The 25,794-nt window shown below is 69.5% G+C and carries 25 protein-coding genes and 1 pseudogene; 12 read left to right on the plus strand and 14 right to left on the minus strand.

Annotation, left to right across the window (positions count from 1 at the left end; translation table 11 throughout):
• Positions 1 to 46 precede the first annotated feature (46 nt).
• On the minus strand, positions 47 to 238 hold the full coding sequence (locus OG194_RS22885; RefSeq protein WP_327402692.1) for a DUF397 domain-containing protein: 192 nt from the start codon (positions 236 to 238) through the stop codon (positions 47 to 49).
• A 3-nt stretch (positions 239 to 241) separates the two neighbouring features.
• Entirely contained in the window at positions 242 to 1,084 is an 843-nt protein-coding gene (locus tag OG194_RS22890) for a helix-turn-helix domain-containing protein (protein WP_327402693.1), read from the minus strand.
• 238 nt (positions 1,085 to 1,322) lie between these two features.
• Between OG194_RS22890 and OG194_RS22895 the strand changes: the two genes are divergently transcribed.
• Entirely contained in the window at positions 1,323 to 1,754 is a 432-nt protein-coding gene (locus tag OG194_RS22895) for an ATP-binding protein (protein ID WP_327402694.1), read from the plus strand.
• 383 nt (positions 1,755 to 2,137) lie between these two features.
• Here the strand turns inward: OG194_RS22895 and OG194_RS22900 are convergent, their stop codons facing one another.
• Positions 2,138 to 2,521 (minus strand): hypothetical protein, encoded by a 384-nt coding sequence (locus OG194_RS22900; RefSeq protein ID WP_327402695.1) that lies wholly within the window; start codon positions 2,519 to 2,521, stop codon positions 2,138 to 2,140.
• A gap of 241 nt (positions 2,522 to 2,762) precedes the next feature.
• Here OG194_RS22900 and OG194_RS22905 point away from each other — a divergent pair, with 241 nt between their 5' ends.
• Complete coding sequence (locus tag OG194_RS22905; protein ID WP_327402696.1) at positions 2,763 to 4,217, plus strand: AAA family ATPase; 1,455 nt, start codon at positions 2,763 to 2,765, stop codon at positions 4,215 to 4,217.
• Between the two features lie 47 nt (positions 4,218 to 4,264).
• Here the strand turns inward: OG194_RS22905 and OG194_RS22910 are convergent, their stop codons facing one another.
• Both OG194_RS22910 and aspS read right to left on the minus strand, forming a co-directional pair.
• Complete coding sequence (locus OG194_RS22910; RefSeq protein ID WP_327402697.1) at positions 4,265 to 5,242, minus strand: intradiol ring-cleavage dioxygenase; 978 nt, start codon at positions 5,240 to 5,242, stop codon at positions 4,265 to 4,267.
• Positions 5,243 to 5,419: 177 nt separating this feature from the next.
• On the minus strand, positions 5,420 to 7,183 hold the full coding sequence (aspS, locus tag OG194_RS22915; protein ID WP_327402698.1) for an aspartate--tRNA ligase: 1,764 nt from the start codon (positions 7,181 to 7,183) through the stop codon (positions 5,420 to 5,422).
• 165 nt (positions 7,184 to 7,348) lie between these two features.
• On the opposite strand from aspS, the gene OG194_RS22920 reads away from it, so the two are divergent.
• Entirely contained in the window at positions 7,349 to 9,541 is a 2,193-nt protein-coding gene (locus OG194_RS22920) for a SpoIIE family protein phosphatase (protein ID WP_327402699.1), read from the plus strand.
• On the opposite strand, the gene OG194_RS22925 is transcribed toward OG194_RS22920, so the two are convergent.
• Together OG194_RS22925 and OG194_RS22930 are read right to left on the minus strand one after the other, a co-directional pair.
• Entirely contained in the window at positions 9,463 to 10,557 is a 1,095-nt protein-coding gene (locus tag OG194_RS22925; RefSeq protein WP_327402700.1) for an AI-2E family transporter, read from the minus strand. The genes OG194_RS22920 and OG194_RS22925 overlap by 79 nt on opposite strands.
• Positions 10,558 to 10,630: 73 nt before the next feature.
• Positions 10,631 to 11,401 carry an AraC family transcriptional regulator gene (locus OG194_RS22930; protein WP_327402701.1) on the minus strand — a complete coding sequence of 257 codons (771 nt, stop codon included), beginning with the start codon at positions 11,399 to 11,401 and terminating at the stop codon, positions 10,631 to 10,633.
• Positions 11,402 to 11,521: 120 nt separating this feature from the next.
• Here OG194_RS22930 and OG194_RS22935 point away from each other — a divergent pair, with 120 nt between their 5' ends.
• Complete coding sequence (locus tag OG194_RS22935; protein WP_327407174.1) at positions 11,522 to 12,682, plus strand: MFS transporter; 1,161 nt, start codon at positions 11,522 to 11,524, stop codon at positions 12,680 to 12,682.
• Between the two features lie 21 nt (positions 12,683 to 12,703).
• Here the strand turns inward: OG194_RS22935 and OG194_RS22940 are convergent, their stop codons facing one another.
• Together OG194_RS22940 and OG194_RS47650 are read right to left on the minus strand one after the other, a co-directional pair.
• Entirely contained in the window at positions 12,704 to 12,919 is a 216-nt protein-coding gene (locus tag OG194_RS22940) for a DUF397 domain-containing protein (protein WP_327402702.1), read from the minus strand.
• Positions 12,920 to 13,090: 171 nt separating this feature from the next.
• Positions 13,091 to 13,324, minus strand: a pseudogene (locus OG194_RS47650) (Scr1 family TA system antitoxin-like transcriptional regulator); the annotation flags it as partial.
• Positions 13,325 to 13,405: 81 nt separating this feature from the next.
• On the opposite strand from OG194_RS47650, the gene OG194_RS22950 reads away from it, so the two are divergent.
• On the plus strand, positions 13,406 to 14,368 hold the full coding sequence (locus OG194_RS22950; RefSeq protein WP_327402703.1) for a hypothetical protein: 963 nt from the start codon (positions 13,406 to 13,408) through the stop codon (positions 14,366 to 14,368).
• Here OG194_RS22950 and OG194_RS22955 read toward each other — a convergent pair.
• Positions 14,296 to 14,577: a winged helix-turn-helix domain-containing protein gene (locus OG194_RS22955; protein ID WP_327402704.1), complete on the minus strand. Its 282-nt coding sequence runs from the start codon at positions 14,575 to 14,577 to the stop codon at positions 14,296 to 14,298. The genes OG194_RS22950 and OG194_RS22955 overlap by 73 nt on opposite strands.
• 191 nt (positions 14,578 to 14,768) lie before the next feature.
• Here OG194_RS22955 and OG194_RS22960 point away from each other — a divergent pair, with 191 nt between their 5' ends.
• Entirely contained in the window at positions 14,769 to 15,176 is a 408-nt protein-coding gene (locus tag OG194_RS22960; protein WP_327402705.1) for a hypothetical protein, read from the plus strand.
• A 3-nt stretch (positions 15,177 to 15,179) separates the two neighbouring features.
• Here OG194_RS22960 and OG194_RS22965 read toward each other — a convergent pair whose 3' ends face one another.
• The gene (locus OG194_RS22965; RefSeq protein WP_327402706.1) at positions 15,180 to 15,620 is read right to left on the minus strand and encodes a VOC family protein; all 441 of its coding nucleotides are present in this window, start codon (positions 15,618 to 15,620) and stop codon (positions 15,180 to 15,182) included.
• A 426-nt stretch (positions 15,621 to 16,046) separates the two neighbouring features.
• On the opposite strand from OG194_RS22965, the gene OG194_RS22970 reads away from it, so the two are divergent.
• Entirely contained in the window at positions 16,047 to 16,859 is an 813-nt protein-coding gene (locus tag OG194_RS22970; protein ID WP_327402707.1) for a trimeric intracellular cation channel family protein, read from the plus strand.
• Between the two features lie 164 nt (positions 16,860 to 17,023).
• Here OG194_RS22970 and OG194_RS22975 read toward each other — a convergent pair whose 3' ends face one another.
• Both OG194_RS22975 and OG194_RS22980 read right to left on the minus strand, forming a co-directional pair.
• Positions 17,024 to 17,995: a pirin family protein gene (locus tag OG194_RS22975; protein WP_327402708.1), complete on the minus strand. Its 972-nt coding sequence runs from the start codon at positions 17,993 to 17,995 to the stop codon at positions 17,024 to 17,026.
• A 158-nt stretch (positions 17,996 to 18,153) separates the two neighbouring features.
• Complete coding sequence (locus tag OG194_RS22980; protein ID WP_019055242.1) at positions 18,154 to 18,627, minus strand: SseB family protein; 474 nt, start codon at positions 18,625 to 18,627, stop codon at positions 18,154 to 18,156.
• A 126-nt stretch (positions 18,628 to 18,753) separates the two neighbouring features.
• Here OG194_RS22980 and OG194_RS22985 point away from each other — a divergent pair, with 126 nt between their 5' ends.
• The 5 genes from OG194_RS22985 to OG194_RS23005 all read left to right on the plus strand — a co-directional run bounded on the left by OG194_RS22985 (position 18,754) and on the right by OG194_RS23005 (position 23,828).
• The gene (locus OG194_RS22985; protein WP_327402709.1) at positions 18,754 to 20,580 is read left to right on the plus strand and encodes an acyl-CoA dehydrogenase; all 1,827 of its coding nucleotides are present in this window, start codon (positions 18,754 to 18,756) and stop codon (positions 20,578 to 20,580) included.
• A gap of 131 nt (positions 20,581 to 20,711) precedes the next feature.
• Complete coding sequence (locus tag OG194_RS22990; RefSeq protein ID WP_327402710.1) at positions 20,712 to 22,007, plus strand: M18 family aminopeptidase; 1,296 nt, start codon at positions 20,712 to 20,714, stop codon at positions 22,005 to 22,007.
• Between the two features lie 87 nt (positions 22,008 to 22,094).
• On the plus strand, positions 22,095 to 22,334 hold the full coding sequence (locus OG194_RS22995; RefSeq protein ID WP_327402711.1) for a DUF6458 family protein: 240 nt from the start codon (positions 22,095 to 22,097) through the stop codon (positions 22,332 to 22,334).
• A 217-nt stretch (positions 22,335 to 22,551) separates the two neighbouring features.
• Positions 22,552 to 23,610, plus strand: coding sequence for a glycosyltransferase (locus tag OG194_RS23000; protein ID WP_327402712.1), 1,059 nt, complete (start codon positions 22,552 to 22,554; stop codon positions 23,608 to 23,610).
• Positions 23,611 to 23,663: 53 nt separating this feature from the next.
• Positions 23,664 to 23,828, plus strand: coding sequence for a hypothetical protein (locus tag OG194_RS23005; RefSeq protein ID WP_199811102.1), 165 nt, complete (start codon positions 23,664 to 23,666; stop codon positions 23,826 to 23,828).
• Positions 23,829 to 23,858: 30 nt separating this feature from the next.
• On the opposite strand, the gene OG194_RS23010 is transcribed toward OG194_RS23005, so the two are convergent.
• Entirely contained in the window at positions 23,859 to 25,781 is a 1,923-nt protein-coding gene (locus tag OG194_RS23010; RefSeq protein ID WP_327402713.1) for an NHL domain-containing thioredoxin family protein, read from the minus strand.
• Positions 25,782 to 25,794 lie beyond the last annotated feature (13 nt).

The raw sequence follows: 25,794 nt of genomic DNA on the forward strand, positions 1-25,794 counted from the left end.
TTTTCGGATGGGTGGTCCGGCGGTGCCGGATTTGCCGACACCGTCCTCATTGGTCCCGGGCACCTGCGGACGGGTCGATGCGATGGAGGAGGGCGGCGAGAGTGGTGGGGGTGAGGGGGAGTATTCGGGTGGGGTCGTCGCTCTCACGGAGAAGCAATTCACCTTCAGGGGCAGCCACTTCCACGCAGTTGGCCCCGTCATTCCCATTGGAGAAGCTGGACTTCTGCCACTGGATCATGCCTCACAGCTCCTTGGCGACGCGGTGTAGGTAGCTCCGGGACCGGGACGGGTCCAGGGCGACTGCTTCCACCTTACGGAAGAGCGTTCGCATGGCTAGGAGCTGTGCCGGTGCATCCACGAACGCTGTGTCGTGGGCAGTGTCCCGCTGTCCTGTGTCCAGCGTCGGCACGCGACCGCCCATGTACAGCAACTCCGCGCTCGCGCCCGCGAAACCGTCCACGTCGAAGGGGATAACCCGCACCGTGACTCCTGGCTTGTCCGACAGCTCCAGCACGGTGTCGAGCTGCGTTTGTGCGACCCGCCGGTCGGCCACCCTCGTACGCAGCACCGATTCATGGAGTACCGCCAGATACGGAACGGCCCCGAGAACCTCCCTGCGCCGCAACCGGTGCTCGACTCTCAACTCGATGTCTCGCTCGGGCAGTTCCGGACGCCAGTAGGTGAACACGGCCCGCGAGTACTCCTCGGTCTGCAGCAGTCCCGGCACGTGCGCCGTGGCGATCTCCTGAAGAGACACCGCGCGATCCTGCAACTCCGCCAGGTCGCAGAACACGGGTGGCAGAACATCCCGGTACTCCTCCCACCACCCCCGCGTGCGATCTGTCGCCATCTCCACGAGCGCGTCGACCAACTCGGTGTCCGTACTCGCGTAGTGCGCCGCGAGCATGCGAACACGCTCACCGCTGACTCCACCGATACCCGCTTCGATGTGGCTCATCTGGGCCGAGGTCGACCCCAGGAACTGGGCGACTTCGCGCGCAGTCATCCCGGCGGCCTCCCGCAACCTGCGCAGTTCGGTGCCCACCCGCACCTGCCGCACAGTCGGCCGGCCCCTTGGCGGCATGGCGTCCCCTTCTCAACTGGCGCTCGCGGCTTCCCTCTTGCGGGGTCAGACTACGCAAGCGGCTTGCCGTGGAGCAAATTAATGCCCTACCGTCAGTGACGCGCCGCACACCCTGCGGAACCCCGGGACCCCGGAAGCGCACCGCCCCGCCCTGCCATGACGGCCGCGACAAGCCACCGCCCGCCGACCCGCACCACACGCCGACCCCCAACTCCCCCTCCCTGACCAGGAGTCACCCATGCCCGAACCCGAAGAACCAGTCGCCCCAGCCACCCCCTGGGAATACACCCTCACCATCCCCCACGACCTCCGCGCAGTCACCGTCTGCCGCCACACCCTCCGCCTGATCCTGACGATGCACGGACTCATCGGCCTCGTCGACACCGCCGAACTCCTCGCAACGGAGCTGGTGGGCAACGCCGTACGCCACACGAAGGGCCCCGTGATCCTGCGGGTCTCCTGGAAGCCCGGCACTCTCCGCGTCGGCGCCTGGGACGCGAACCCCGAACCCCCGGAGCCTCCACGGGAGTTGACCAAGCTCCTGGACGGGGAGGAGGGCCGGGGTCTGGGCCTGGTCAGGGCCTGCGCCGACCAATGGGGCTGGCAGCCGCTGTCCAGGAACGGCAGCAAGGGCAAGTACGTCTGGTGCGAGCTGACCACGGCCGCCTGAATGTTCACGCGACGAACGCCCCCGAATCAGCCGGAAATCCGGAGTGGAAGCATGGAGAAGGCCTACCTCGAAGGCCACGCCGAAGGCAGAGCAGAGAACCGCGCCGCGTTCACCCTGCGCGTGCTGGAGAAGCGCGGAATCCCGTCCCCGAGCACATCCAGGAACGCATCGCCTCCTGCACCGACCTCGACACCCTCACCCTCTGGTTCGACCGTTCCCTGACCGCGTCCACGGCGGAGGATCTGTTCGTCGAGACCCCCGAGGCACTCCAGCCTCAGCCCCAGGACAGCACCGACCAGGCCTGACAACTCATCACAGCCCGCGCGGACTTGAAGACCCTCGCCCTTTGGCGGGACATGCCCTCCATGGACAGGCCCCCGCTCCTACGCCGCCGAGTCCGCCAACGCCAGCCCACTCCCCAGCGCCGCCCGCGCCGTAGCGACATACGCGAGCCCCTCCTGCGCCGTGCGGGCCGCCTGGGTGTACTCCGTCACCGTGCGTGCCGTGGTCAGCTGAGCCGCAGCGGCCCGGTGGCACTCGACGGCATTCGTCAGCGCCCGCGTCACCGCCTCGTCGGCGCCCGCCCAGACCCTCGCCTCGGGAACGGTCAGGCTCGCGCCGAGCCGTAGCACCGAACCGCTCGCCTCGACCTCGGCGTCGAGATCGGACAGGTCCGACCCGTCCCGGTCACCCTGCGAGCGCCTCAGCACGACGACCGCGAACACCGCCCCCGCGATCAACAGCAATGCCAGCACAACGAATCCCATCGTTTCCTCCAGACCTCACGTGGTTCACGGGACGAGCCGATCCGACCCCTATGCCCCATGACACTCCCCGCCACTGTGGGAGACCGTCGATCCGTCTGTGTGCTCGCCATGAGCCCTCCATGAACCTCCGCAATCCATCCGGAATGGCTCCGAAATCCATCCAGGAATCTAGGTAGAATCAATCTACGTAGAATTTGACTACCTGCACTCGCCACAACCTCGCCGAGTCCCCGGAGCCCCCATGCCCACCCCCTTCGTCGGCCGTCACACCGAACTGGCCCTCCTCCGCAAGCGCCTCGCCCGCGTCTCCGCGGACGTCACCGGCGTCGCCGTGGCCATACGGGGGCGCCGGCAGGTGGGGAAGTCGCGGCTCGTGCAGGAGTTCTGCGACGGCGCGGCGGTGCCGTACGTCTTCTTCACCGCCACCAAGGGCGCCTCCCCCGTCGAAGGGATCGCCGACTTCACCGCGGAGCTGCGGGAGTCCTCCCTGCCCGCCGCCCGCGAACTGGTGCCGGCCACCGCCCCCACGAACTGGCCGGACGCCTTCCGGACACTCGCGGCCGTCCTGCCCGCCTCACCCAGCATCGTGGTCCTCGACGAACTGCCCTGGCTCGCCGAGCAGGACCCCGTGTTCGACGGAGCGCTACAGACCGCGTGGGACCGGCTGCTGGCCGGGCGGCCGGTGCTTCTGCTGCTGCTCGGCAGCGATCTGCACATGATGGAGCGGTTCACGGCGTACGACCGCCCGTTCTACGGCCGCGCCGACAGCCTCGTCCTCGGACCGCTCGATCCCGCCGAGACCGGAGACGTGCTGGGGCTGGACGCCGCCGACGCCATCGACGCCCATCTCGTCTCCGGCGGCCTGCCGGGCATCCTGCGTGCCTGGCCGCACGCGACACCGGCGCTCGACTTCGTCAAGGACGAGTGCGCGGACCCCGCCTCGCCGCTCTTCGGGGTGCCGGAGGCGGCGCTCCTGGCCGAGTTCCCGGCACCCGACCAGACGCGCCGGGTCCTGGAGGCGGTCGGGAGCGGAGACCGTACGCATGCGAACATCGCCGCGACCGCGGGCAGTCAGAGCGGGGCGCTGCCCTCCGGAGTACTGTCCCCGCTGCTCAGACGCCTCACCGTCGAGAAGCGCGTGCTGGCCGTGGACCCGCCGCTGTCCACCAGCCCCGGCAAGCCCGCCCTCTATCGCGTGGCCGACAGCAACCTGCGGCTCTACCTGGCCGCGACCCGGTCCGCACAGGAACTCTCCAGACGCGGACGCCCCGAAGCCGCGTACCGGATCGTGGAGCGGCGTTGGACGGCCTGGCGGGGACGGGCCGTCGAGCCCCTGATCCGTGAGGCGCTGGAACTGGCCGCGGCCGCCTCCGAGGACTTCCCCTGGCCCGGCACGGAGGTCGTCGGCGGCTGGTGGAACCGGCGGTTCGCACCGGAGATCGACCTGATCGGCGCGGACCGCGCCCCCGTGGCCGGGTCCGTGTACTTCGCCGGCTCGGTGAAGTGGCTCGCCTCGCCCTTCGACCAACAGGACCTGAACGCCCTGCGGACCGGCGCCGCCGAGGTTCCCGGATTCGATCCCGGCGGCACCGGCCTCGCGGTCGTGTCCCTCTCCGGCGTCACCCGCGCGGTGTCGGACGACGCCGTAGACCTGGTGTGGGGGGCGAAGGACGTGGTCGCGGCCTGGCGGCCGTAGCGACGACGTGTACTGCCGGAGCTACGACTCCGTGGCGACGGCGGGAGCTACGACGCCGAAGCCGACGGCGAAGCCGAAGCCGACGGACCCGGGCCGCCAGGACCGCCCCCGCCCTCCCCGTCGTTCGTCTCGTCCGGCGCCACCCCCAGCGTCAGATGCCCGTGCACGCCCCGCCCGATGCGCCGCCTGTCGTACTTGAGGTAGAGCAGGCCGCCCTCGTGGCCGTTCTGGGGGTAGATCCCGTCCTCGGTGAGTGTCGTGCGGGTCGCCGTGTTCGAGTCGTACGGCTCCACGACCGACGACGCGATGACCGACTTCTCGTCGAAGAACAGCTGGCCGGTGAAGCAGGTGTGGCCGCCCTCGTAGCCCGCGTCCGTCCACTCGCCGTCGACGTGCACCTTGACGTGGATGTGGACGCAACGGCCCTGGTACCAGCCGGGGAAGACCGTCTTGAAGGTGACGTGGCCGCGGCGGTCCGTGTGCCAGGTGCCGCGCAGGAAGCGGTCGGCGTCGGTCGGTCCCTGGTGACCTCCGCCGCCACCGGGCGGGCCACCCGTCGGGGTACCGGTCGGGGTGCCCGACGGCGGTGCGCCCGTGGGGGCCGGGCCGCCACCGCCGCCGCTGCTCGCCTCGTAGCCCGAGTAGATGCCCGTCGCGTTGCAGTGCCAGATGTCTACGGCCGCGTTGCGCAGCGGTCTGCAGGTGTCCGCGTCGATCACCTTGAGGTCGAGGGTGAGCGGGATGCCCTCCTCGTCCTCCGTCACATCGCGGCGGATCTTGTCCGCGTCGATGTAGTACGGGCCCTCGGTCAGCTCCGAGGTGAGGGTGTAGCACGCCTCCCCCGAGGCGGTCGCTTTCGGTGGCTGCGGACGCGGGGCGTTCTCCTGCGCCGAGGCGTTCACCGACAGCGCTCCGGCGACGCCCACCGCCGTCACCGCCACACCGCCGGCCACCAGGACCGTACGGCGTGCCAACTGGCCTTTGTCTTCCGGGACTTCGGAGTCCGTGGGGGGCTGAGAATCCATGGGGGGTACTCGGGAATCCGTCATGCCGGGGACGCTAGGGGCGCCCGACATGGCATGAACATGAGAATGCGCTGTGAATCCTGTGCGCATACGAAAGGGGCTCGAAACCGTCGTCGGTTTCGAGCCCCTCCCACAGGAAAACCTGCGGCCGGAACAGAACGGCCTGAACAGAACGGACTACTTCGGCTGCGGCTTCCGCACCGACAGGTGCAGTTCGCGCAGCCGCGTCTCGTCCAGCTCCGTCGGCGCGCCCATCATCAGGTCCTGCGCGTTGCCGTTGAGCGGGAACGCGATCGTCTCGCGAATGTTCGGCTCCTCCGCGAGCAGCATGACGATGCGGTCGACGCCGGGGGCGATCCCTCCGTGCGGCGGGGCGCCGAAGCGGAACGCGCGCAGCATGCCCGCGAACTGCTCCTCGACGGTGTCACGGTCGTAGCCCGCGATCTCGAAGGCCTTGAGCATGATGTCGGGCTCGTGGTTCCGGATCGCGCCGGAGGACAGCTCGACGCCGTTGCAGACGATGTCGTACTGCCAGCCCAGGATGTCCAGCGGGTCCTGGGTCTCCAGGGCCTCCAGACCGCCCTGCGGCATCGAGAACGGGTTGTGCGAGAAGTCGATCTTCCCGGTCTCCTCGTCCTTCTCGTACATCGGGAAGTCGACGATCCAGCAGAAGCGGAAGACGCCCTCTTCGAAGTGGCCCGCGCGCTTCGCGGCTTCCACCCGCACCGCGCCCATGATCTTCGAGACCTCTTCGAACTCGCCCGCGCCGAAGAACACCGCGTGGCCGGGGGCCAGCGACAGGCGCTTCGTCAGCTCCGCGATGTTCTCCTCCGTGAGGAACTTCGCGATCGGGCCCGTCAGCGAGCCGTCCTCGGTCACGCGGACCCAGGCCAGGCCCTTCGCGCCGAGAGTGACCGCGAAGTCGCCGAGCTGGTCGAAGAACTTCCGGGACTGCGCCGCGACATCCGGCACCGGCAGCGCGCGGACGTGCTGGCCGGCGAACGCCTTGAACTCCGAGCCCTCGAACACGTCCGTGATGTCGGTGAGTTCGAGCTTCGCGCGCAGGTCCGGCTTGTCGGAGCCGTACTTCACCATTGACTCGCGGAACGGGATGCGCGGGAAGGGGGAGGTGACCGGCTGGCCGCCGCCGAACTCCTCGAACAGCTCCGTCATCAGCTTCTCGATCGGCTGGAAGACGTCTTCCTGCTCGACGAAGCTCATCTCGACGTCGAGCTGGTAGAACTCGCCCGGCGAGCGGTCCGCGCGGGCGTCCTCGTCGCGGAAGCAGGGCGCGATCTGGAAGTAGCGGTCGAAGCCGGAGATCATCAGCAGCTGCTTGAACTGCTGCGGCGCCTGCGGCAGGGCGTAGAACTTGCCCGGGTTCAGGCGCGAGGGGACCACGAAGTCGCGCGCGCCCTCGGGGGAGGTCGCGGAGAGAATCGGGGTGGCCATCTCGTTGAAGCCGAGGGCGACCATCTTCGAGCGGATCGAGGCGATCACCGAGGACCGCAGCATGATGTTGCGGTGCATGCGCTCACGGCGCAGGTCCAGGAAGCGGTACTCCAGGCGCCGCTCCTCGTTGACCCCGTCCTCGGTGTTGATCGTGAAGGGGAGCGGGGCGGCGGCACCGAGCAGCTCGACCTCGCCGACCTCGACCTCGACCTCACCGGTCGGCAGATCCGGGTTCACGTTGTCCGTGCCGCGGGAGACGACCTTGCCGTCGACGCGGACCGTCGACTCCTTGGTCACCTTGTCGAGGGCCTCGTACGCGGGCGTGCCGGGGCGGGCGACGAGCTGCGTGATGCCGTAGTGATCGCGCAGATCGATGAAGAGGATGCCGCCCAGGTCTCGGCGATTGTGCAGCCAGCCGCTCAGCCGGACGTCGGTGCCGACGTCAGAGGCGCGGAGCTCGCCGCAGGTGTGGGACCTGTACCGATGCATCGTCGTTCATCCAGCCTTCGCGGATCGGGGAGTGTTTCACGTGAAACGTCCAGGGCCGGAGCCCGGACGTCCCAAGGGTACCGGCCACCCATAGATCGCCTCCCCACCATTAACTCCGGGCTCCCTCGGTGGCAGGTTTCGATCTCCTCTTCTTAGAGTGGGGCAATGCGCACTGGTGAGCCCCTGCCCGCCGTGGGGGAGGTACTCGCCGCCCTCGCGACCGGTCTGTGGCATTGGGACACCGCCTCGGAGCTGGTCACGGTGGACGCCGAGGCCGCACGGCTGCTCGGGCTGCCCCCCGAACAGACCACCCTCACGGAGGCCCAGACACGGGCCCGACTCCACCCCGTGGACTGGAACGAGATCACGGGGGTCGTCGGGCTGGCCGTGGCCGAGGGCACCCTCGCCGAGGTCCGCATCCGGATCATGGACGAGCGGGGCCGGGTGATCCGCGTCGTCCGCAGTCGCTCCAAGCCGTCCTACAACCGCGAGAAGCGGTCGTACGAGCTGATCGGCACCCTCCAGGAGGTCGCCGAGCCCACGCCGGGCACACCGGCCGGGCGGACCGCGGTCACCGGTGACTGGCGGCGCTCCCGGGAGGCGTTCCTGCTGGACGCGGGCCGGGCGCTGGCGGAGGCGCGGTCCACGGCGGAGGTGCTGCGGGTCGCGGCGGGCCTGTCGATGCCGGGCTTCTCACCGGACGGCCTCGCGGTGTTCGGGGTGTCGGGAGACCGGCTGACGATCGTCGGCCACCACGGGCATCAGCCGGGCGACGAGGACCCGTTCTCGCACATGTCGATGGTGACGGACTACCCGGCCGCCGAGGTCGTACGGACGGGCCGTGCCGTCTATCTGTCCACGCCCGAGCAGTACAAGGAGCGCTACCCGGTCACCTGGCCGCTGGCCCAGCACTTCCACCGGCAGTCCTGGGCGTTCCTGCCGCTGACGGTCGCCGGGCGGACCATGGGCGCCTGGATGGCCGCCTTCACCTACCCGGTCGCCTTCACACCGGACGAGCGGTCCGTCCTCACCACGGTCGCCCGCATGCTCGCGCAGGCCCTATCCCGCGCCGGTGTCGCCGAGTCCGAGCGCGAGCTGACCGACGGGCTCCAGCGCTCCATGCTGCCCACGCTGGGCCCGGAGATCCCGGGCATGAGCGTCGCCGCCCGCTACATCCCGACCGGCGGCGGGCTCCAGGTCGGCGGCGACTGGTACGACATGATTCCGCTGCCTGGGGGCACCCCCTCCGGGGGAGGCCGTATCGCCCTCGTCATCGGTGACGTACAGGGCCATGACGTGCGCGCCGCCGGGCTGATGGGCCAGCTCCGCATCGCCCTGCGCGCCTACGCCTCCGAGGGGCACCGCCCGGACGCCGTGCTCTCCCGCGCCTCCCGTTTCCTGCACGGCATCACCAACGGCGACGCGGAGAAGGCAGACCCGCGCTTCGCGACCTGCCTGTACGTCGAGGCCGACCCGGCGACCGGGGTCCTGGAGATCGCCCGGGCCGGCCATCCCGACCCGGCGATACGCATGGCGGACGGGACGGTGCTGATGCGGCCCACGGCGGGTGGACTGCCGCTCGGCATCGACCCGGACGCCGACTATCCGACGACCACGCTCGCGCTGGAGCCCGGCGAGACCATGCTGATGTGCACGGACGGGCTGATCGAGACCGGCGGCCACGACCTGGAGACGGGCTGGCAGCGCATCCGGACGATTCTGGAGGCGCACAAGGGCGACCTGGAGGAACTCGCCGACGCCCTCGTCCAGGCCGTCCATGGACCCTCCTCGCACCACACCACCGGCCCGCTCGCGGACCGCCGCGAGGACGACATAGCCGTACTCCTGCTGTCCCGCGAGGGCGAGGCCTGCGGCTGCGGCGACACGACGACCGTCCCCCCGAAGATCCGCCGTACGGTGCTCACGGTCGCGCAGGCCGAGCCCGAGCGGATCGCGGTGGCCCGGCAGCAGTTGCGCGAACTCCTCCACGACTGGACCGGCGCCGACCAGGTCGACTCGGCGGTCCTGCTCGTCTCCGAGATGCTCACCAATGTCCTCGTGCACACCGACGCCGACGCCCTGCTGACAGCCGAGGTGACCGGCGATGTGGGCGAGCGGCGGATGCGGGTCGAGGTCACGGACGCCGGCGACGACCTCCCGCACAAGCGCCACCCCGGTGAACTGGCGTCCTCCGGGCGGGGGTTGCTCCTCATCGAACTCCTCGCCGAGACCTGGGGCGTGGACCCGAGGGGCGAGGGCAAGAGCATCTGGTTCGAGCTCTACGAGTCCGACGGCGACGGGGACACGGCCGGTGAAGGCCCGGGCGGCGTCTCGGAGTTCGGGTCCTGGGACGCGTAACGCTCCCGCAGTTCGTGGACGACCCCGAAGGCGGCGGCGGTCAGCGGCACCGCGAGCAGCATGCCGAGGATTCCGGCCACGGACGCGCCCGCGGTGATCGCGATCATCACCACCGCCGGGTGCATCTGCACGGTCCGGCTCTGGATCATCGGCTGGAGCACATGGCCCTCCAGCACCTGCACGGCGAGGACGACCCCGAGCGCCCAGAGCCCGATGACGACACCCCGGTCGGCGAGCGCGACCAGCACGGCGACGGCCCCGGAGAGGAACGCGCCGAGGTAGGGGATGTAGGCCCCGACGAAGACGAGTGCGGCCAGGCCGAAGGCCCCCGGTACGTCCAGCACGAGGAGCCCGATGCCGATGCAGAGGGCGTCGATGAGGGCGATGACGGTGGTGCCCCGCATGAATCCCTCGACGCCCTCGAAGGCACGGCGGGCCATGGCCTCGACGAGATCGGCGTTGTCGTGCGGGGCGAGCGAACGCAGGAGCCCGGCGGCGCGGTCGGAGTCCCGCAGGAAGAAGAAGACGAGCAGCAGCGCCAGTACGGCCATGGCGATGGTCTCGCCGACGACACTGACCCCGCTGATGACGTTCGAGGCGGCCGTACCGCCGAACTTGGTGAGCAGTTCCTTGGCGTTGGAGGCGAGGTCGTCCACCGAGGTGCCGGCGGCCCCGAAATGGTCGGCGAGGGAGTTCCCCGCGTCCTTGAGCGAGGACACGATCTGGTCCCCGGTGTCGATCAGCGCGGCGACGACGATGTACACGGCCCCGCCGACCACGGCGACGACCGCGACACAGGTGATCATCGCGGCCACCGACCGGTTCACGTGCGCCTTCACGAGCCGCCGGTACAGCGGCCCGAGCAACGCGGTCCCGAGCAACGCGAGCAGCACGGGCGTCACCGCGGTCTTCAACTCGGCACAGAGCCGGATCCCGACGTAGCCGACCCCGGAGACGAGCAGCAGGACGACACACCAGGCGGCGAACCGCCGTACGGGAACGGGGAGTAGCTGCACGGTCCCACCCGATCACGCGTCGGGCGGGCGGGCCCGGCGGGACGGGCCGCCCGGGTGACGGCGGGTCAGGCCTTCACCGCTCCCGCCGCGGTCCGTCCATGCCCGCGCGGTAGGTGCCGGGGGTGATGCCCGCCGTCCGGGCGAAGGTCTGGACGAAGGCGCTGGTCGTCGCCCATCCGCAGGCGTGGGCGGTGTCCGTGACGGTCGCGCCCTCGGCGAGCATGACCATCGCGGTGAAGATCCGGACCCGGGTGCGCCACTGGGGGAATGTCATGCCGAACTCGTCGCGGTAGAGGCGGGAGAGGGTGCGCTCGCTGGTGTGCACGCGGCCGGCGAGCTGGGCGAGGGTGCAGGGCTCGTGCAGGTTCTCTTCAACGAGGCGGCAGGCGTCGGCCAGCCGTTGGTCGCGGGCCGCGGGCAGGGCGACGGGCTCTGCCGTCACGCGGCGCAGCCGGTCGCGCAGCACTGTCTCGATGTGCCGGTTCTCGGTCTGCGTGAGGGTGGTGCCGGCGAGCGCGATCAGCAGTTCGCGCATCAGCGGGTCGACGGCGATGACCGTGGGGCGTTCGGCGTCGAGCAGGGGCGTCCTGCCGTGGGCGGGGAAGCCGATGGTGTGGAAGCGGCTCCGGCCGTGGAAGCGGTGTTCGTGCCAGGTGTTCGCCGGGATCCACACGGCACGGTCGTCGGAGGCGATCCAGGAGCCGTGTTCCGTGGTGATCGCGAGCACGCCCGAGCTGACGTAGATCAGCTGGTGGTCGTCGTGGCGGTGCCGGGCGATGGTCTCGCCGCCGCCGAGGAACCGGGTGGTGGTCGGCGCGACGGGCTCGTGGCGGATCTGCGACATGGATAGGCAGAATACGGGAAGCGCGCCCGGGGTGTTCCCGCCCATCGTGGATATGTGACAGCCATCCAGGAAACAGACACTCCCCGTGCGGCGGGTGGTCCGCCCGGGCACTGGCGCCGGATGCGGATCTGGGCGAGCGCCCACGCCGTCGACGACTTCTACCAGGGGCTCGTCCCCGCCGCGGTCCCCTACTTCGTACTGCAACGCGACTTCAGTTATGTACAGGCTTCAGGGCTGGCCCTGGCCGCGACGCTCGGCAGCGCGTTGCCGCAGGTGCCGATCGGGCTGCTCGCCGACCGGTTCCGGCTGCGCTGGATGTCGCCGCTGGGGGTGAGCCTGGCGGGCATCGGGGCGGGCCTGTCCGGACTGACGCCCTCCTACCCGCTGGTCTTCGCCCTCCTGCTGACGGCGGGCCTCGGTATCGCGATGTTCCACCCGCCCGCGGGCCGCGACGCGCGCCGCGCGGCCGGGGGCAGCGCCACCGCGATGAGCTACTTCGCCGCGGGCGGCAGCGTCGGCTTCTTCATCGCCCCGGCACTGGTCACACCGGCCCTGGACACCCTCGGGATGAGCGCCACGGCCCTCTTCATCCCACCCGCCGTCCTCATGGGCTTCGTCCTGTTCCGCCACCACAACCGCACATCCGCCACGGCGGTCAGGGCGGTCCGGCGCCAGGGCAAGGACCGGCCGGGCCGGTTCGCGGCCCTGACCGCCGTCGAGATCGTACGGTCCACCATCTCGACGGGACTGAACACCTTCATCTCCCTCTACTGGATCCGCCACCTGGAGGCGAGCAGCGGCCTCGGCGGACTCGCCCTGACACTCGAACTCGGCGGCGGTGTGGCCGGCACGCTGCTCGGCGGACGGCTGGCGGACCGCATCGGCATGGTGCGCACCGTCCAGATCGGCAACGCGGCGATGCTGCCCGCCCTCTGGCTCATGCTGATCTGCGACGACAAGTACGCCGCGCTGCCCCTCGCGCTGCTGGTCGGCCTGATCTCGAACATCCCGTTCGCCGTCCTCATCAAGCTCGGCCAGGACTACCTGCCCAGCCGCCCCGGCACCGCCGCCGGCGTCACCCTCGGCCTCGCGATGAGCGCGGGCGGACTGTTCATGCCGCTGCTGGGCCTCATCGCGACGCACTACGGTCCCCGGGGCGCGCTGGCTGTACTTGCCACGGTGCCGGTGCTGGCGATGCTGCTCTCGGCGTTCTTGCGGGAACCGGAGCCGGAGCAGGAGGAAGCGGTGCCGGTGGAGGACAGGTCCCGGGCTGCCCCCTGACCGGCAGTGCCGGCTACGCGCCTACCCGTCGGAGCTGCGCGCGAACGCCACGAGACCGGCGAAACCTTCGAGCGAGAGCATGAGCGCCGGGCCGTCGGGGGTCTTGCTGTCCCGTATCGGGACGGCACCGTGGGTTTTCGCGTACGCCGGGGCCCACTCGATGCAGTTGCCGCCCTGCCCGTCGCTGTACGTGCTCTTGACCCACACAAAACCGCAGGGGGCGGGGGTGTTGCTCATCTGGCGTGCTCCTCCATGATCGAGTGGATCAGGGCCAGGGAACGCGTCTCGGGCTCCGCTGTCGCACGTAGCCGCTCGTAGGTGGCCGACCGGTCCCGCATAAACGGCAGACCGGACGCGGGGGGGGCCTGCCCCGAAGGCCAGAACCTGGAGCGTGACGTGCGGGCTTTCCGCCATCAACGCCAGGTGCTGTAGCTGTCCGGCCATGACACCCGGAGGCCCTACGGACGTACGCAAGACGGCCTCATGGAAGATCACCCACAGGAACGGCGGGTCCGTCCGCTCCAAAACCTCACGGCGCCGAAGGCGGAGTTCGACCCGGGCTTTGATCTGGCTGTCGGTCTCACGAGGGTGTGCCGCTCGGAAGACCGCTTCCGCGTACTCCGGGGTCTGCAACATGCCCATGACGAAACTGGTGCTGTAGTCCTCGATCTTGGCTGCCGACTTCTCCAACTCGACGTACAGCACGAACCATTCAGGGTGCCCGTGCTGCGCGATCCTGATCAGCAACCGCGCGAAGTAGCCGCTCGTGTTGAAGAACCGATCGCACCCATCGGCGAACTGTGGACTGGCCAGCGCCTGTCCGTTCTCGCGGCGGCGGCGCGGTCGGCGCTCGAACGGGCCCGGTTGCCCGTCACCGTCATCACCGGAGACCGCTTCGAGGGGTACGAGAAGGGCGCCCCCTACGACCGCGTGATCGCCACGGTGGGTGTGCGCGAGGTCCCCCTCGCCTGGGTCGAGCAGACCTCACCGGGCGGCGTGATCGTGGCCCCCTGGGGGACGCACTTCAGCAACCAGGACGCCGTGGCCCGACTGACCGTCTCCGACGACAGCATCAGCGCCAGCGCCTCAGGACACTTCACTGGCCCCGTCGAATTCATGAAACTCCGCTCGCAGCGGCTCCCTTTCGCCGGGCACAACACCTACGTGCCGTCCGGAGTGCAGGGCGCGGAGACCTCGTCGACGGCCCTGCCGGAGGGCGTGTTCACCGGGGGCGCGTTCGATACGGCCGTATTCGCGATCGGCCTTCGTGTTCCGCGGTGCACCCACAGCGTTGCCCCGAAACGCGAGGGCGCCCGACCGGTCTGGTTCTACGGACTCGACGACACGTCCTGGGCCTGCGCGTTCTTCCGCGACGGCCGGCCCGGAACAACCGTCCACCAGTCGGGGCCGCGCCGACTGTGGGACGAGGTGGAGTCCGCCTACGTGTGGTGGGAGGGCGTAGGCAGGCCAGGGCATGAGCGGTTCGGGCTCACCGCCGACGCGGAAGGGCAGACCGCCTGGCTGGACGGGCCCGGGGAATCCTGGTCCGTCCAGGCGCTTGGAATCGACCCCGGTTGCTCCATGGGCGACCGGACCGGGGCACCAGTGAGGCCTCAGTCAGGTGTATCCGCGGGGGCCGTGGGCTCCCGTTTGGCGGCGAAGGTCCCGCGCCCCGGCACCGTGTAGACGAAGCCCTCCACCGCGAGCACGGCGAGGGCACGCCGGACCGTCGGGCGGGAGAGCCCGTACTCGTCAGCCAGCTTGTTCTCGCTGGAAATAGCCCGGTTGATCCGCCAGTCCCCCCGCTCCAGACGTGCTCGCAGAATCTCCGTCAACTGCTCGAACGGCGCGTCGGGAGTGTCGCGCTCCACCTGGTCATCAGGCCCGTACTTCATGTGTCGAAGGTATCCGGCCCACGACGTGCCGCCAAGGCCTGGCAGGCACCTACAGACATGTACAACCTTCAACAGACACACGTTGGCCTTTACAAGTCGTTACAGGGGCCGCTAACCTCGCCCACGAAAGACCCCGGCGACGGCTGCAACCGTCCCGGGGCGTGGTCCATCAGCCCCAGGAGCTGACGAACGTGAAAGACCTTATCGCGCGGGCTCTCCATGCCCTCTGCGCCCTCGTGTTCCCCGCGACCGGTTCGCGGCGCGCCGTCGTACCGCCCACCGCACCCCCGGCCGCCCCCAGGCCCGCGGCCCGTAGACCCCTCCCGCCCCACAAGAGCCCGTACGCGATCGACGCGGCCGCCAACCTGCCGTTCGTCGACACGATCAATCCCGTACGGCCCTACCTCGACGCCCCGCCCCGCAATCGCCCCACCACACCGGAACAGTGGGCCCAAGCGGAACGACTCTGGGCCCTCGACATGGCCGACCGCGGCATCGACGTCGGCCCCTACGTCATCCACGGCGTCCGCATCAGCCCCCACGGCCGCACAGTCTCCGTACCTGAAACCGTGGACGTCCCCCTGAACGTCGCCGTATGAGCCTCACCCCAACTGCTCGGCCAGGCCGACGATGATGCCCTCCGGGCCCCGGACGTAACAGAGGAGGTAGCTGTCCTCGAAGCGGGCGATCTCGCCGAGGAGTTCGGCGCCGTGCGGGCGCAGGCGGGCGACCGTGTCCTCGATGTCGTCGACGGCGAACATGACGCGGTGGGTGCCCAGGATGTTGTGCGGCCGGTCGCGCGGACCGGCGCCGGTCGCCTCGGGGCTGCGGTACTTCGCCAGTTCCAGGCGGCTGTGGCCGTCCGGGGTCCGCACCATCGCGATGTCGCAGTGGACGCCGTCGAGTCCGGTGCACCGGTCCGCGAAGAGACCTTCGACTTCCCCTCTGCCCTCCAGTTCCATACCGAGTTCCACGAAGAACGCGATGGCGGCGTCCATGTCGTCGACGACGATGCCGACGTTGTCCATGCGCTGAATCGCCATGGTGATCTCTCCTTCTTCCCCGGACGGCTTCCCCGTGCGGCTTCCCCGTACTGCTTCCCCGTGCGGCCGGTGGTGGCCGCCGATGCCCCTGGGACGGAGCCGGCGGCACGTTCTCGACATCCGCCTGCGGCATCGGTCGCGGAAAGCAATTCTCCATAAGCCCGCGAAGGCGCAACGGGGCAAACGCCCGGTCCGGTTGTCAACGATCCCCGTTACGTTACTCACGGACATTCCAGGGGTCGATCGGCCACCGCGGGCCGGCTCATCGGCCAAGATATCCACGACCGTTCACGGACCCCGGGGCGAAAAGGCCGCCAGCGACCCCGGCCGGTTCACCTTGGCGAAACCAACGGGTAACTTTCGCTGTGCGTAGGCAAGTTGACGCGCGACGCACGCAGACGGCGCCACAAGGACAGGAGCGCGTGGATGTCGTTCGAAGGCGTGTTGGGCATCGTGCAGTATGTGATGAATCTGGTGGGCATCCTGGCCTTCGCCTTATCGGGTGCCTTTCTGGGGGTCCGAAAGGACTTCGATGTTTTCGGCGTGGTGATGCTCGCGGAAGCCGTCGGTCTCGGTGGCGGGGTTTTCCGGGATCTGGTGATCGGCGTACGCCCCGTGGCATTCAGTGACCCCGGGTATTTCTGCGCGCCGATCGTCGGCGGCCTGGTGGTCTTCCACAGCGCGCGTCTACAGCATCACGCGAGGGCCTTCGACCTCTTCGACGCGGCGGCCCTGGGCCTGTTCAGCGTCACCGGCGCGACGAAGGCGTTCGCGTACGGACTGAACCCGGAGGCCGCCACCACCCTGGGTTTCGCCACCGCCGTCGGCGGCGGGATCGTCAGCAGCGTCCTCGCCATGGAACTCCCGCCGCTGCTGCGTGCCGACCGGGACCTGTACGCGCTCCCCGCCCTCGTCGGCGCCGGCGGCGTGGCCGTCCTGCATCACTTCCAGCTCCTCAACGAGTGGACGGCCCCGGCCGCCGCCGCCCTCGCCTTCGGCCTGCGCGTCCTCGCCCTGCGGCGCAACTGGCGCACGTCCAGGTCCCGTTTCTGGCGCAACCCGTTCGCCGGCATGCGTCACGTCCCCGAACCACCGCGGCCCGAGGCGGACTTGGGTCACATGGAGGACTCGGATCACCACACGGTTCTCCTACGACGCCCCCGCACAGGGCAATTACCCCCGCCCCACCACCTACCGCGAACGACACAGCCCCGACCGGGCCGTACGACGCCCCGCTGAGCCACCGGGCGCCGCGTCACAGGAGCCGCCATGCCCGAACCTCATGCCGAACACCCCCGTGCCGAACACCCTCATACCGAAGGCCCCGTCCAGACATGGACGGGGCCTTCGGTGTTTCCGCTCTCGTGAGCCATACAGCCTTACAGCCACACAGGCTTACAGCCTTACAGGCCGCCCTCACCCATCCCGTGCACGGCCGGGATCGTCCCCAGCCGGCCCTTCTGGAAGTCCTCGAACGCCTGCTGGAGCTCCTCGCGGGTGTTCATGACGAACGGGCCGTAGTGCGCCATCGGCTCGCGGATCGGCTGGCCGCCGAGGATCGCGACCTCCAGGTCCGGGGTGTTCCCGTCCTGCTGCTCGTCCGCGCGGACGGTCAGAGACGAACCCGCGCCGAAGACCGCGGTCTGGCCCATGTGGATCGCGCGCCGCTCCGCACCGACCGAGCCCTTGCCCGCCAGGACGTACGCGACACCGTTGAAGTCCTCGCGCCAGGGCAGGGTGACCTCCGCACCCGGTGCCACCGTCGCGTGGATCATCGTGATCGGCGTGTGCGTGATGCCGGGACCCTGGTGACCGTCCAGCTCACCGGCGATGACCCGCAGCAGCGCGCCACCGTCGGGAGTCGTCAGCAACTGCACCTGACCACCACGGATGTCCTGGTACCTCGGGGCCATCATCTTGTCCTTGGCAGGCAGGTTGACCCAGAGCTGGAGCCCGTGGAACAGCCCGCCGGACACGACGAGCGACTCCGGCGGAGCCTCGATGTGCAGCAGGCCCGCGCCCGCCGTCATCCACTGGGTATCGCCGTTGGTGATGGTGCCGCCACCGCCGTTGGAGTCCTGGTGGTCGAAGACGCCGTCGATGATGTAAGTGACGGTCTCGAAGCCGCGGTGCGGGTGCCACGGGGTGCCCTTGGGCTCGCCCGGCGCGTACTCCACCTCGCCCATCTGGTCCATCATGATGAACGGGTCGAGGTGGCGGTAGTTGATCCCGGCGAACGCGCGGCGCACCGGGAAGCCCTCACCCTCGAAACCGCTGGGCGCGGTCGAGACGGCGAGCACGGGACGTGCCACGGCGTCGGCCGGCGCGGCCACGCGGGGCAGGGTCAGCGGGTTCTCTACGGTCACTGCAGGCATGTCGGGACCTCCTTGTGCGTCGAGTTTAGTTGAGCGTTGAACTTTCTGCTACCCCACAACAGAAGAAGCCCGGAGGGCATTCCCTCCGGGCGTTCCGTGTGACGGGGCGATGGACGTCAGCCGCACACCGTGAGTGTTCAGCCGTACATCGCGAGTCTTCAGCCGTACATCCTGCGCATCGCGAACTCCACCATCTGCTCGACCGCCTTCGCGTCGAACACCATCCGGTGCTCGCCCTCCATGTCGACGACGAAGCCGTAGCCCGTCGGCAGCAGGTCGATGACCTCGGCGCCGGTGATCACGAAGTACTTGGACTCCTTGCCGGCGTAGCGGCGCAGTTCCTTGAGCGAGGTGAACATCGGGATCACCGGCTGCTGGGTGTTGTGGAGCGCGAGGAAGCCCGGGTTGTCACCGCGCGGGCAGTACACCTTGGAGGTCGCGAAGACCTGCTGGAAGTCCTCGGCCGCCATCTGCCCGGTGGTGAACGCGCGCACCGCGTCCGCGAGCGAGGGCGGGGACGGCTCGGGGTAGAGCGGCGGCTGCTGGCCGTAGCCGCCCACGCCACCGGCTGCCTGCTGCTGGGGCGGGACGTACCCCTGCTGAGCCCCCACGTTCTGGTCGTAGCCGTACATGCCCGCAAGAGTAACGAGTCACAGATGGACGGCTTGGGGTTGCGTCTTATTACCGACGGGTAGCATCATCGTAGCTACTGCTTAGTAAACGTCTCGCTGTACATATCTTTCTACGGAGTCGTCGCCATGGGGCACTACAAGTCGAATCTCCGCGACATCGAGTTCAACCTCTTCGAGGTCCTCGGGCGCGACAAGCTGTACGGAACCGGTCCGTTCGCGGAGATGGACACGGACACCGCGAAGAGCGTCCTGGCGGAGCTGACACGCCTCTCGGAGAACGAGCTGGCCGAGTCCTTCGCGGACGCCGACCGCAACCCTCCCGTCTTCGACCCCGAGACCAACACCGCGCCCGTCCCGGCCTCCTTCAAGAAGTCGTACAAGGCGTTCATGGACTCCGAGTACTGGCGTCTGGGCCTGCCCGAGGAGATCGGCGGCTCCACCGCGCCCCGCTCCCTCATCTGGGCCTACGCGGAGCTGGTGCTCGGCGCGAACCCGGCTGTCTGGATGTACTCCTCGGGTCCCGCGTTCGCGGGCATCCTCTTCGAGGAGGGCAACGACGTCCAGAAGCACATCGCGAAGATCGCCGTCGACAAGCAGTGGGGCTCCACCATGGTCCTCACCGAGCCCGACGCGGGCTCGGACGTCGGCGCCGGCCGCACCAAGGCGGTCCAGCAGGACGACGGCTCCTGGCACATCGAGGGCGTGAAGCGCTTCATCACGTCCGGTGAGCACGACATGTCGGAGAACATCCTCCACTACGTCCTCGCCCGCCCCGAGGGCGCCGGACCGGGCACCAAGGGCCTGTCCCTGTTCCTCGTCCCGAAGTACGAGTTCGACTTCGAGACCGGCGAGCTGGGCGAGCGCAACGGCGCCTACGCGACGAACGTCGAGCACAAGATGGGCCTCAAGGCCTCCAACACCTGCGAGATGACCTTCGGCGACCGCCACCCCGCCAAGGGCTGGCTGATCGGCGACAAGCACGACGGCATCCGGCAGATGTTCCGCATCATCGAGTTCGCCCGCATGATGGTCGGCACAAAGGCGATCTCCACCCTGTCGACGGGCTACCTGAACGCGCTGGAGTACGCCAAGGAGCGCGTCCAGGGCCCCGACCTGGCGAACTTCATGGACAAGACCGCGCCCAAGGTCACCATCACGCACCACCCCGACGTGCGCCGCTCGCTCATGACGCAGAAGGCCTACGCCGAGGGCATGCGCGCCCTGGTCCTGTACACCGCCTCGATCCAGGACGAGATCCAGGTCAAGGAGGCCTCCGGCGAGGACGCCGCCGCCCTGGAGGCCCTCAACGACCTCCTCCTGCCGATCGTCAAGGGCTACGGCTCCGAGAAGGGCTACGAGCAGCTCGCGCAGTCGCTCCAGACCTTCGGCGGCTCCGGGTTCCTCCAGGAGTACCCGATCGAGCAGTACATCCGGGACGCCAAGATCGACACCCTGTACGAGGGCACCACCGCGATCCAGGGCCAGGACTTCTTCTTCCGGAAGATCGTCCGCAACCAGGGCGCTGCCCTCAACTCCCTCGCCGAGGACATCAAGAAGTTCCTCGCGCTGGGCACGGGCGGCGAGGACCTGGCGGGCGCCCGCGAGCACCTCGCCAAGGCGTCCGTCGAGCTGGAGGCCATCGTCGGCCTGATGCTCACCGACCTCGCGGCGACCGAGCAGGACGTCAAGAACATCTACAAGGTGGGCCTCAACACCACCCGCCTGCTGCTCGCCTCCGGTGACGTCGTCGTCGGCTACCTGCTCCTCAAGGGCGCGGCGATCGCCACCGAGAAGCTGGAGACGGCGTCGGCCAAGGACAAGCCGTTCTACACCGGCAAGATCGCGGCCGCGAAGTTCTTCGCGGCGAACGTTCTGCCCGGCCTGACCCTCGCCCGGAAGGTGGCCGAGGGCGTAGAACTGGACCTGATGGAGCTGGACGAGGCAGCCTTCTAGACAGCCTCGCACCAGCACCGCACCACGTTCCGGGACAGACCGGAACAGCTTCGCGAAACCCCACATCGCCCTTGCGAGGGCCCGCTCCCGGCGCCGGGAGCGGGCCCTCGTACGTCGTTAAGGTGAACCCCATGAGCGAACCCTCCCGCTTCGACCGCGGCCACACCGACGACCTGTTGTCCTTCCTGGCGGCGAGTCCCACGCCGTACCACGCCGTGGCGAACACCGCCGAGCGGCTGGAGAAGGCGGGCTTCAGGCAGGTCGCCGAGACGGACGCCTGGGACGGGACGAGTGGCGGCAAGTACGTGCTGCGCGGTGGCGCGATCGTGGCCTGGTTCGTCCCCGAAGGTGCGGCCCCCCACACCCCCTTCCGCATCGTCGGCGCGCACACCGACTCCCCGAACCTGCGGGTCAAGCCGCGTCCCGACACCGGCGGACACGGCTGGCGCCAGGTCGCCGTCGAGATCTACGGCGGCCCGCTGCTCAACTCCTGGCTCGACCGGGATCTCGGTCTGGCCGGCCGGCTGACCCTGCGGGACGGTTCGACCCGCCTGGTGAACGTGGACCGGCCGCTGCTCAGAGTGCCCCAACTCGCCATCCACCTGGACCGTTCCGTGTCGGCGGACGGGCTCAAGCTCGACAAGCAGCGGCACCTCCAGCCGATCTGGGGCCTGGGCGACGACGTCCGCGACGGCGACCTGATCGCCTTCCTGGAGGAGGAGTCGGGGCTCGCGCCGGGCGAGGTCACCGGCTGGGACCTGATGACGCACTCTGTGGAGGCACCGGCCTACCTGGGCCGTGACCAGGAGCTGGTCGCCGCTCCGCGCATGGACAACCTGCTGTCGCTGCACGCCGGCGCCGCCGCGCTCGCCTCCGCCGCCGCCCGCGAGAACCTGCCGTACCTCCCCGTGCTCGCCGGTTTCGACCACGAGGAGAACGGCTCGCAGTCCGACACGGGCGCGGACGGACCGCTGCTCGGCGGAGTCCTGGAGCGCTCGGTGTTCGCGCGCGGCGGCTCGTACGAGGACCGGGCGCGGGCCTTCGCCGGCACCGTCTGCCTGTCCTCCGACACCGGTCACGCGGTGCACCCGAACTACGCGGAGCGGCACGACCCGACGCACCACCCGCGGGTCAACGGCGGACCGATCCTCAAGGTCAACGTCAACAACCGCTATGCCACGGACGGTTCGGGCCGCGCGGTGTTCGCCGCGGCCTGCGAGAAGGCCGGCGTGCCGTTCCAGACCTTCGTCTCCAACAACTCCATGCCCTGCGGCACGACGATCGGCCCGATCACCGCGGCCCGGCACGGCATCAAGACCGTCGACATCGGCGTGGCCATCCTCTCGATGCACAGCGCCCGCGAACTCTGCGGCGACCAGGACCCGTTCCTGCTGGCCAACGCGCTGACGGCGTTCCTGGAGGGTTAGTCAACTCGCCTGTGGCGCATGGGTGTTGCCTTCCCGGGTACCCGGAGGCGGACCGGGCCGACCGGACCGGACAGGGAGGCGACACTCATGGGCCTGGGCGGATGCATCATCCTGATTGCCGTCGGCGCGATCCTCACGTTCGCGACCGACTGGCACATGCAGGGGGTCAATCTCGACCTGGTCGGCGTCATTCTCATGATCGTCGGGCTGATCGGGGTCGTGACGTTCAGCAGCATGGCCCGGCGCCGACGCGTGCTGATACCGGGCCAGACGACCGTCGTCGAGGACGACGAGACGCGCGGCTACCGCGGTGGCTACGGCGCCTGAACCCCGCCTGACCGAATCCTTCGGCGGTGGATACTCGGGCGTAGTCCACACTCGGGCCGAATCACCCGCACAGGACATACACAGCCAACCGTGAGCAATCCGTGACGCGGTGCGCATTGTGGCTTGTGTGAACCTCGTGAAGACTTCGTGCAGTTGAGGGCCCGGGGAGAGGCAGCCCCGGGCCCGTCTCACGATCTTCACGGGGGAGGCCGCTGCCGTGCTCGAACCACGGCTGGTGGTCCTGATACCGGCGCACGACGAAGCGGACCGCATCGGCGCCGCGATCGAGGGCCTGTGGCGCCAGACCCGCAAGCCCGACCTGATCGTCGTCGTCACCGACAACTGCACCGACGACACGGCCGCCGTAGCCGCCTCGCACGGAGCGGAAGTCTTCGCCACGCAGGGCAACTCGCACAAAAAGGCCGGCGCCCTCAACCAGGCCATCGACTGGGTCCTGCCCCACCTCGACGAACGCGATCTGCTGCTCGTCCAGGACGCGGACACCGTCCTCAACCCGTGGTTCAGCGAGACCGCAATGGCCACCTTCAACCGCAAGGTCGGCGCCGTCGGCGGAGTCTTCTACGGCGAACCGGGCGGCGGACTCCTCGGTCTCCTCCAGCGCATGGAGTTCCAGCGCTACGCCTGGGAGTTGAACCGCACCGGCGGCAAGGCCCAGGTCCTCACCGGCACCGGCACGATGTTCCGCGCCCGCGTCCTGCGCGAGGTGCGTCAGGCCCGCCACGACGGTCTCATCGGCGGCGGCGACGGCTACTACAGCCTCGCCTCCCTCACCGAGGACGACGAGATGACCAAGGCGGTCAAGACCCTCGGCTACCGCGCGATGTCACCGGCGGGCTGCGCGGTCACCACCGAGGTCATGACCAGCCTCCCCAAACTCTGGCACCAACGCCTCCGCTGGCAGCGCGGCGCCCTGGAGAACCTCCGCGACTACGGCTGGACCAAGGTCACCGCCCGCTACTTCCTCCAGCAGTTCCTGATGGGCTTCGGCGCCCTGTCCTTCCTCGTCTACCTGACCTTCATGGCCACCTACACGACGGTCTACGGCTTCCCGGGCGTCTCCCCGTTCTGGACCGCGATCGGCCTGATCTTCGTCGTCGAGAAAACCGTCTCCGTCCGCCGCGCCGGACCCGTCGCGGTGCTGGTCGCCGCGCTGATGATCCCCGAGATGCTCTACGACCTCTTCCAGCACGCCGTCTACTTCACCTCCCTGTGGGGCCTGGCCCGCCGGAGCGAGGAGAAGTGGGTGGCGACCTAGCCCACCCCTCACGCACCGGAACGCTGTATCGGAACCCTTTAGGAGAAACGTTTATGTACGGAAGAGTTGTCGGCGCCGGCACGACCGGCGCCGGTGGGGCCACGCTGGCCGCGACGGGCCTGTGGATGAACAGCATGGCGATGATGGTGGCGGCGACGACACTGGTCGCGGCGGGGATGGCGCTGTACAAGCTGGCACCGCGGGCGCGTCGCCGCTGACCCTGCCGGGTGTCTTTGTGGTCCCCCGTTTCAGGCGTCCTGGTCGGCCCCGTCGCCTCGCTCGTCCAGGCCGGCCAGCACGAGGGGGAGTCGGTCCGCCCCGCCGTTGGTGAGGCGGACCGGGACGCCCCAGTCCTGCTGGTGGACATGGCAGGCGGGGTACTCGTTGGATGGGTCGTCGTCGCAGGAGGCGGCCATCGCGGAGACGTGCAACACGCCTTCCGCCACGGCCGGGTTGAGGGCCAGGGTGCGGTTCAGGTCCGTGCCCGCGCCCTCACCGCCGACGAGCAGCTCGGGCGGGGTGGCGGAGACGAGCAGCCGGGTCGAGGGGCCGATGGGGGTCCCCCCGCGCGAGTCTGTTCGAGCGTGGGGGAGGGTGTCGAGCTTCTGCCCGGCCGGGGCCTGGAAGATGACGTCCAACTCCAGCTCGCCGGGGGCGACTTCGGTGGCCGCGCGCTGGGTGCGATGAGCGACGGACTCGACCCGCACGGCCTCCTCCGGCAGGCGCAGCCGGGTCAGCCGGTGCCGGGCGGACTCGACGACCAGGATGTCGTGGCCGACGAGCACGGCGTCGCTCGGCTCCCTCAAGTCCGTGGCCAGCGTGGTGACTTCGCCGGTCGCGGGGTCGTAGCGGCGCAGGGCGTGGTTGTACGTGTCGCTGATCGCGACCGAGCCGTCCGGGAGCGCGGTGACGCCCAACGGGTGCTGGAGCAGCGCCTGTTCGGCGGATCCGTCACGATGCCCGAAGTCGAAGAGGCCGGTGCCGACGGCGGTGTGGACAGCCCCGTCGAGGTCCACCCAGCGCAGGGCGGACGTCTCGGAGTCGGCCACCCACAGCCGGTCGGCGGTCGCGGCGAGTCCGGAGGGCTGGGCGAACCAGGCCTCGGGTCCGGGTCCGTCGACGAGGCCTTCGTTGGTGGTGCCGGCGGTGACGGCGACGGTGGGGTGGGCGGGGTGGGCGGGGTTAGTCGGGTCCGCGGCGGGGTCGTAGGCCCAGAGCTGATGTACACCCGCCATGGCGATCCACACCTTGCCCTGCCACCAGGCCACGTCCCAGGGGGACGAGAGGCTGACCTCGCGGGCGGGACCCGAGGTGGGCTCGCCCTGCATCCACTGGCGGCCGGTGCCCGCGAGGGTGGTGACGGCGCCGGTGGTGAGGTCGAGCCGTCGTAGCGCGTGGTTCACGGTGTCGGCGACGACCACGGAGCCGTCGTCGAGGAGGGCGAGCCCCTGGGGTTCGTTGAAGGTGGCGGAGTCGGCCGAACCGTCGTGCAGGCCGCGCGCGCCGGAACCGATCCGCCGTACGACGGTCTCCCCGTCCGCCGCCAGCTCGACGAGTTGATGCCGGGTGGTGTCGCTGACCAGGAAGGTGCCGGACGGCAGGGCCAGTGCCTTGCCCGGGAAGCGCAGCACCGTCGGCTCGGGTTCCGGTGCCACGTACGGGCCGTCCCCGCGCCGGAGGGAGCCCTTCGCGGCATGCTCGGTCTCCAACTCCTCCACCAGCCGCTCGATGGCGTGCGCGTGCCCCTCGCCCGCGTGCTGCGCGACGACGTACCCCTCCGGGTCGATGACGACGAGCGTCGGCCAGGCGCGGACGGCGTACTGCTTCCAGGTCGCCAACTCCGGGTCGTCCAGCACCGGATGCTCCACGCCGTACCGCTCGACCGCGTCCACGACCGCCTGGTGCTCGGCCTCGTGCACGAACTTCGGCGAGTGCACGCCGATGATCACGACCGTGTCCCGGTGCTTCTCCTCCAGCTCACGGAGTTCGTCCAGGACGTGCAGGCAGTTGATGCAGCAGAAGGTCCAGAAATCCAGGATGACGATGCGTCCCCGCAGGTCGGCGAGGGTGTACCGCTTGTCACCCGTGTTCAGCCAGCCGCCCTTGCCGGTCAGCTGGGGGGCGCGGACACGGGCTCGGCGGGGAGTCGGGGCGGGGGATGCATCGGTCATGGATCAAGAGTGC

The organism is Streptomyces sp. NBC_01288 (genome assembly GCF_035982055.1).
Classification (GTDB): Bacteria; Actinomycetota; Actinomycetes; order Streptomycetales; family Streptomycetaceae; genus Streptomyces.

Coding starts and splice junctions, on each gene's coding strand:
- OG194_RS22990 (WP_327402710.1), top strand. CDS start 20,712: ATGAGCGAACCCTCCCGCTTCGACCGCGGCCACACCGACGACCTGTTG.
- OG194_RS22920 (WP_327402699.1), top strand. CDS start 7,349: ATGCGCACTGGTGAGCCCCTGCCCGCCGTGGGGGAGGTACTCGCCGCC.
- OG194_RS22930 (WP_327402701.1), bottom strand. CDS start 11,401: ATGTCGCAGATCCGCCACGAGCCCGTCGCGCCGACCACCACCCGGTTC.
- aspS (WP_327402698.1), bottom strand. CDS start 7,183: ATGCATCGGTACAGGTCCCACACCTGCGGCGAGCTCCGCGCCTCTGAC.
- OG194_RS22985 (WP_327402709.1), top strand. CDS start 18,754: ATGGGGCACTACAAGTCGAATCTCCGCGACATCGAGTTCAACCTCTTC.
- OG194_RS22910 (WP_327402697.1), bottom strand. CDS start 5,242: ATGGATTCTCAGCCCCCCACGGACTCCGAAGTCCCGGAAGACAAAGGC.
- OG194_RS22975 (WP_327402708.1), bottom strand. CDS start 17,995: ATGCCTGCAGTGACCGTAGAGAACCCGCTGACCCTGCCCCGCGTGGCC.
- OG194_RS22900 (WP_327402695.1), bottom strand. CDS start 2,521: ATGGGATTCGTTGTGCTGGCATTGCTGTTGATCGCGGGGGCGGTGTTC.
- OG194_RS22935 (WP_327407174.1), top strand. CDS start 11,522: ATGCGGATCTGGGCGAGCGCCCACGCCGTCGACGACTTCTACCAGGGG.
- OG194_RS22995 (WP_327402711.1), top strand. CDS start 22,095: ATGGGCCTGGGCGGATGCATCATCCTGATTGCCGTCGGCGCGATCCTC.
- OG194_RS22890 (WP_327402693.1), bottom strand. CDS start 1,084: ATGCCGCCAAGGGGCCGGCCGACTGTGCGGCAGGTGCGGGTGGGCACC.
- OG194_RS22955 (WP_327402704.1), bottom strand. CDS start 14,577: ATGAAGTACGGGCCTGATGACCAGGTGGAGCGCGACACTCCCGACGCG.
- OG194_RS22940 (WP_327402702.1), bottom strand. CDS start 12,919: ATGAGCAACACCCCCGCCCCCTGCGGTTTTGTGTGGGTCAAGAGCACG.
- OG194_RS22905 (WP_327402696.1), top strand. CDS start 2,763: ATGCCCACCCCCTTCGTCGGCCGTCACACCGAACTGGCCCTCCTCCGC.
- OG194_RS22970 (WP_327402707.1), top strand. CDS start 16,047: ATGTCGTTCGAAGGCGTGTTGGGCATCGTGCAGTATGTGATGAATCTG.
- OG194_RS22885 (WP_327402692.1), bottom strand. CDS start 238: ATGATCCAGTGGCAGAAGTCCAGCTTCTCCAATGGGAATGACGGGGCC.
- OG194_RS22965 (WP_327402706.1), bottom strand. CDS start 15,620: ATGGCGATTCAGCGCATGGACAACGTCGGCATCGTCGTCGACGACATG.
- OG194_RS23005 (WP_199811102.1), top strand. CDS start 23,664: ATGTACGGAAGAGTTGTCGGCGCCGGCACGACCGGCGCCGGTGGGGCC.
- OG194_RS22980 (WP_019055242.1), bottom strand. CDS start 18,627: ATGTACGGCTACGACCAGAACGTGGGGGCTCAGCAGGGGTACGTCCCG.
- OG194_RS23010 (WP_327402713.1), bottom strand. CDS start 25,781: ATGACCGATGCATCCCCCGCCCCGACTCCCCGCCGAGCCCGTGTCCGC.
- OG194_RS22895 (WP_327402694.1), top strand. CDS start 1,323: ATGCCCGAACCCGAAGAACCAGTCGCCCCAGCCACCCCCTGGGAATAC.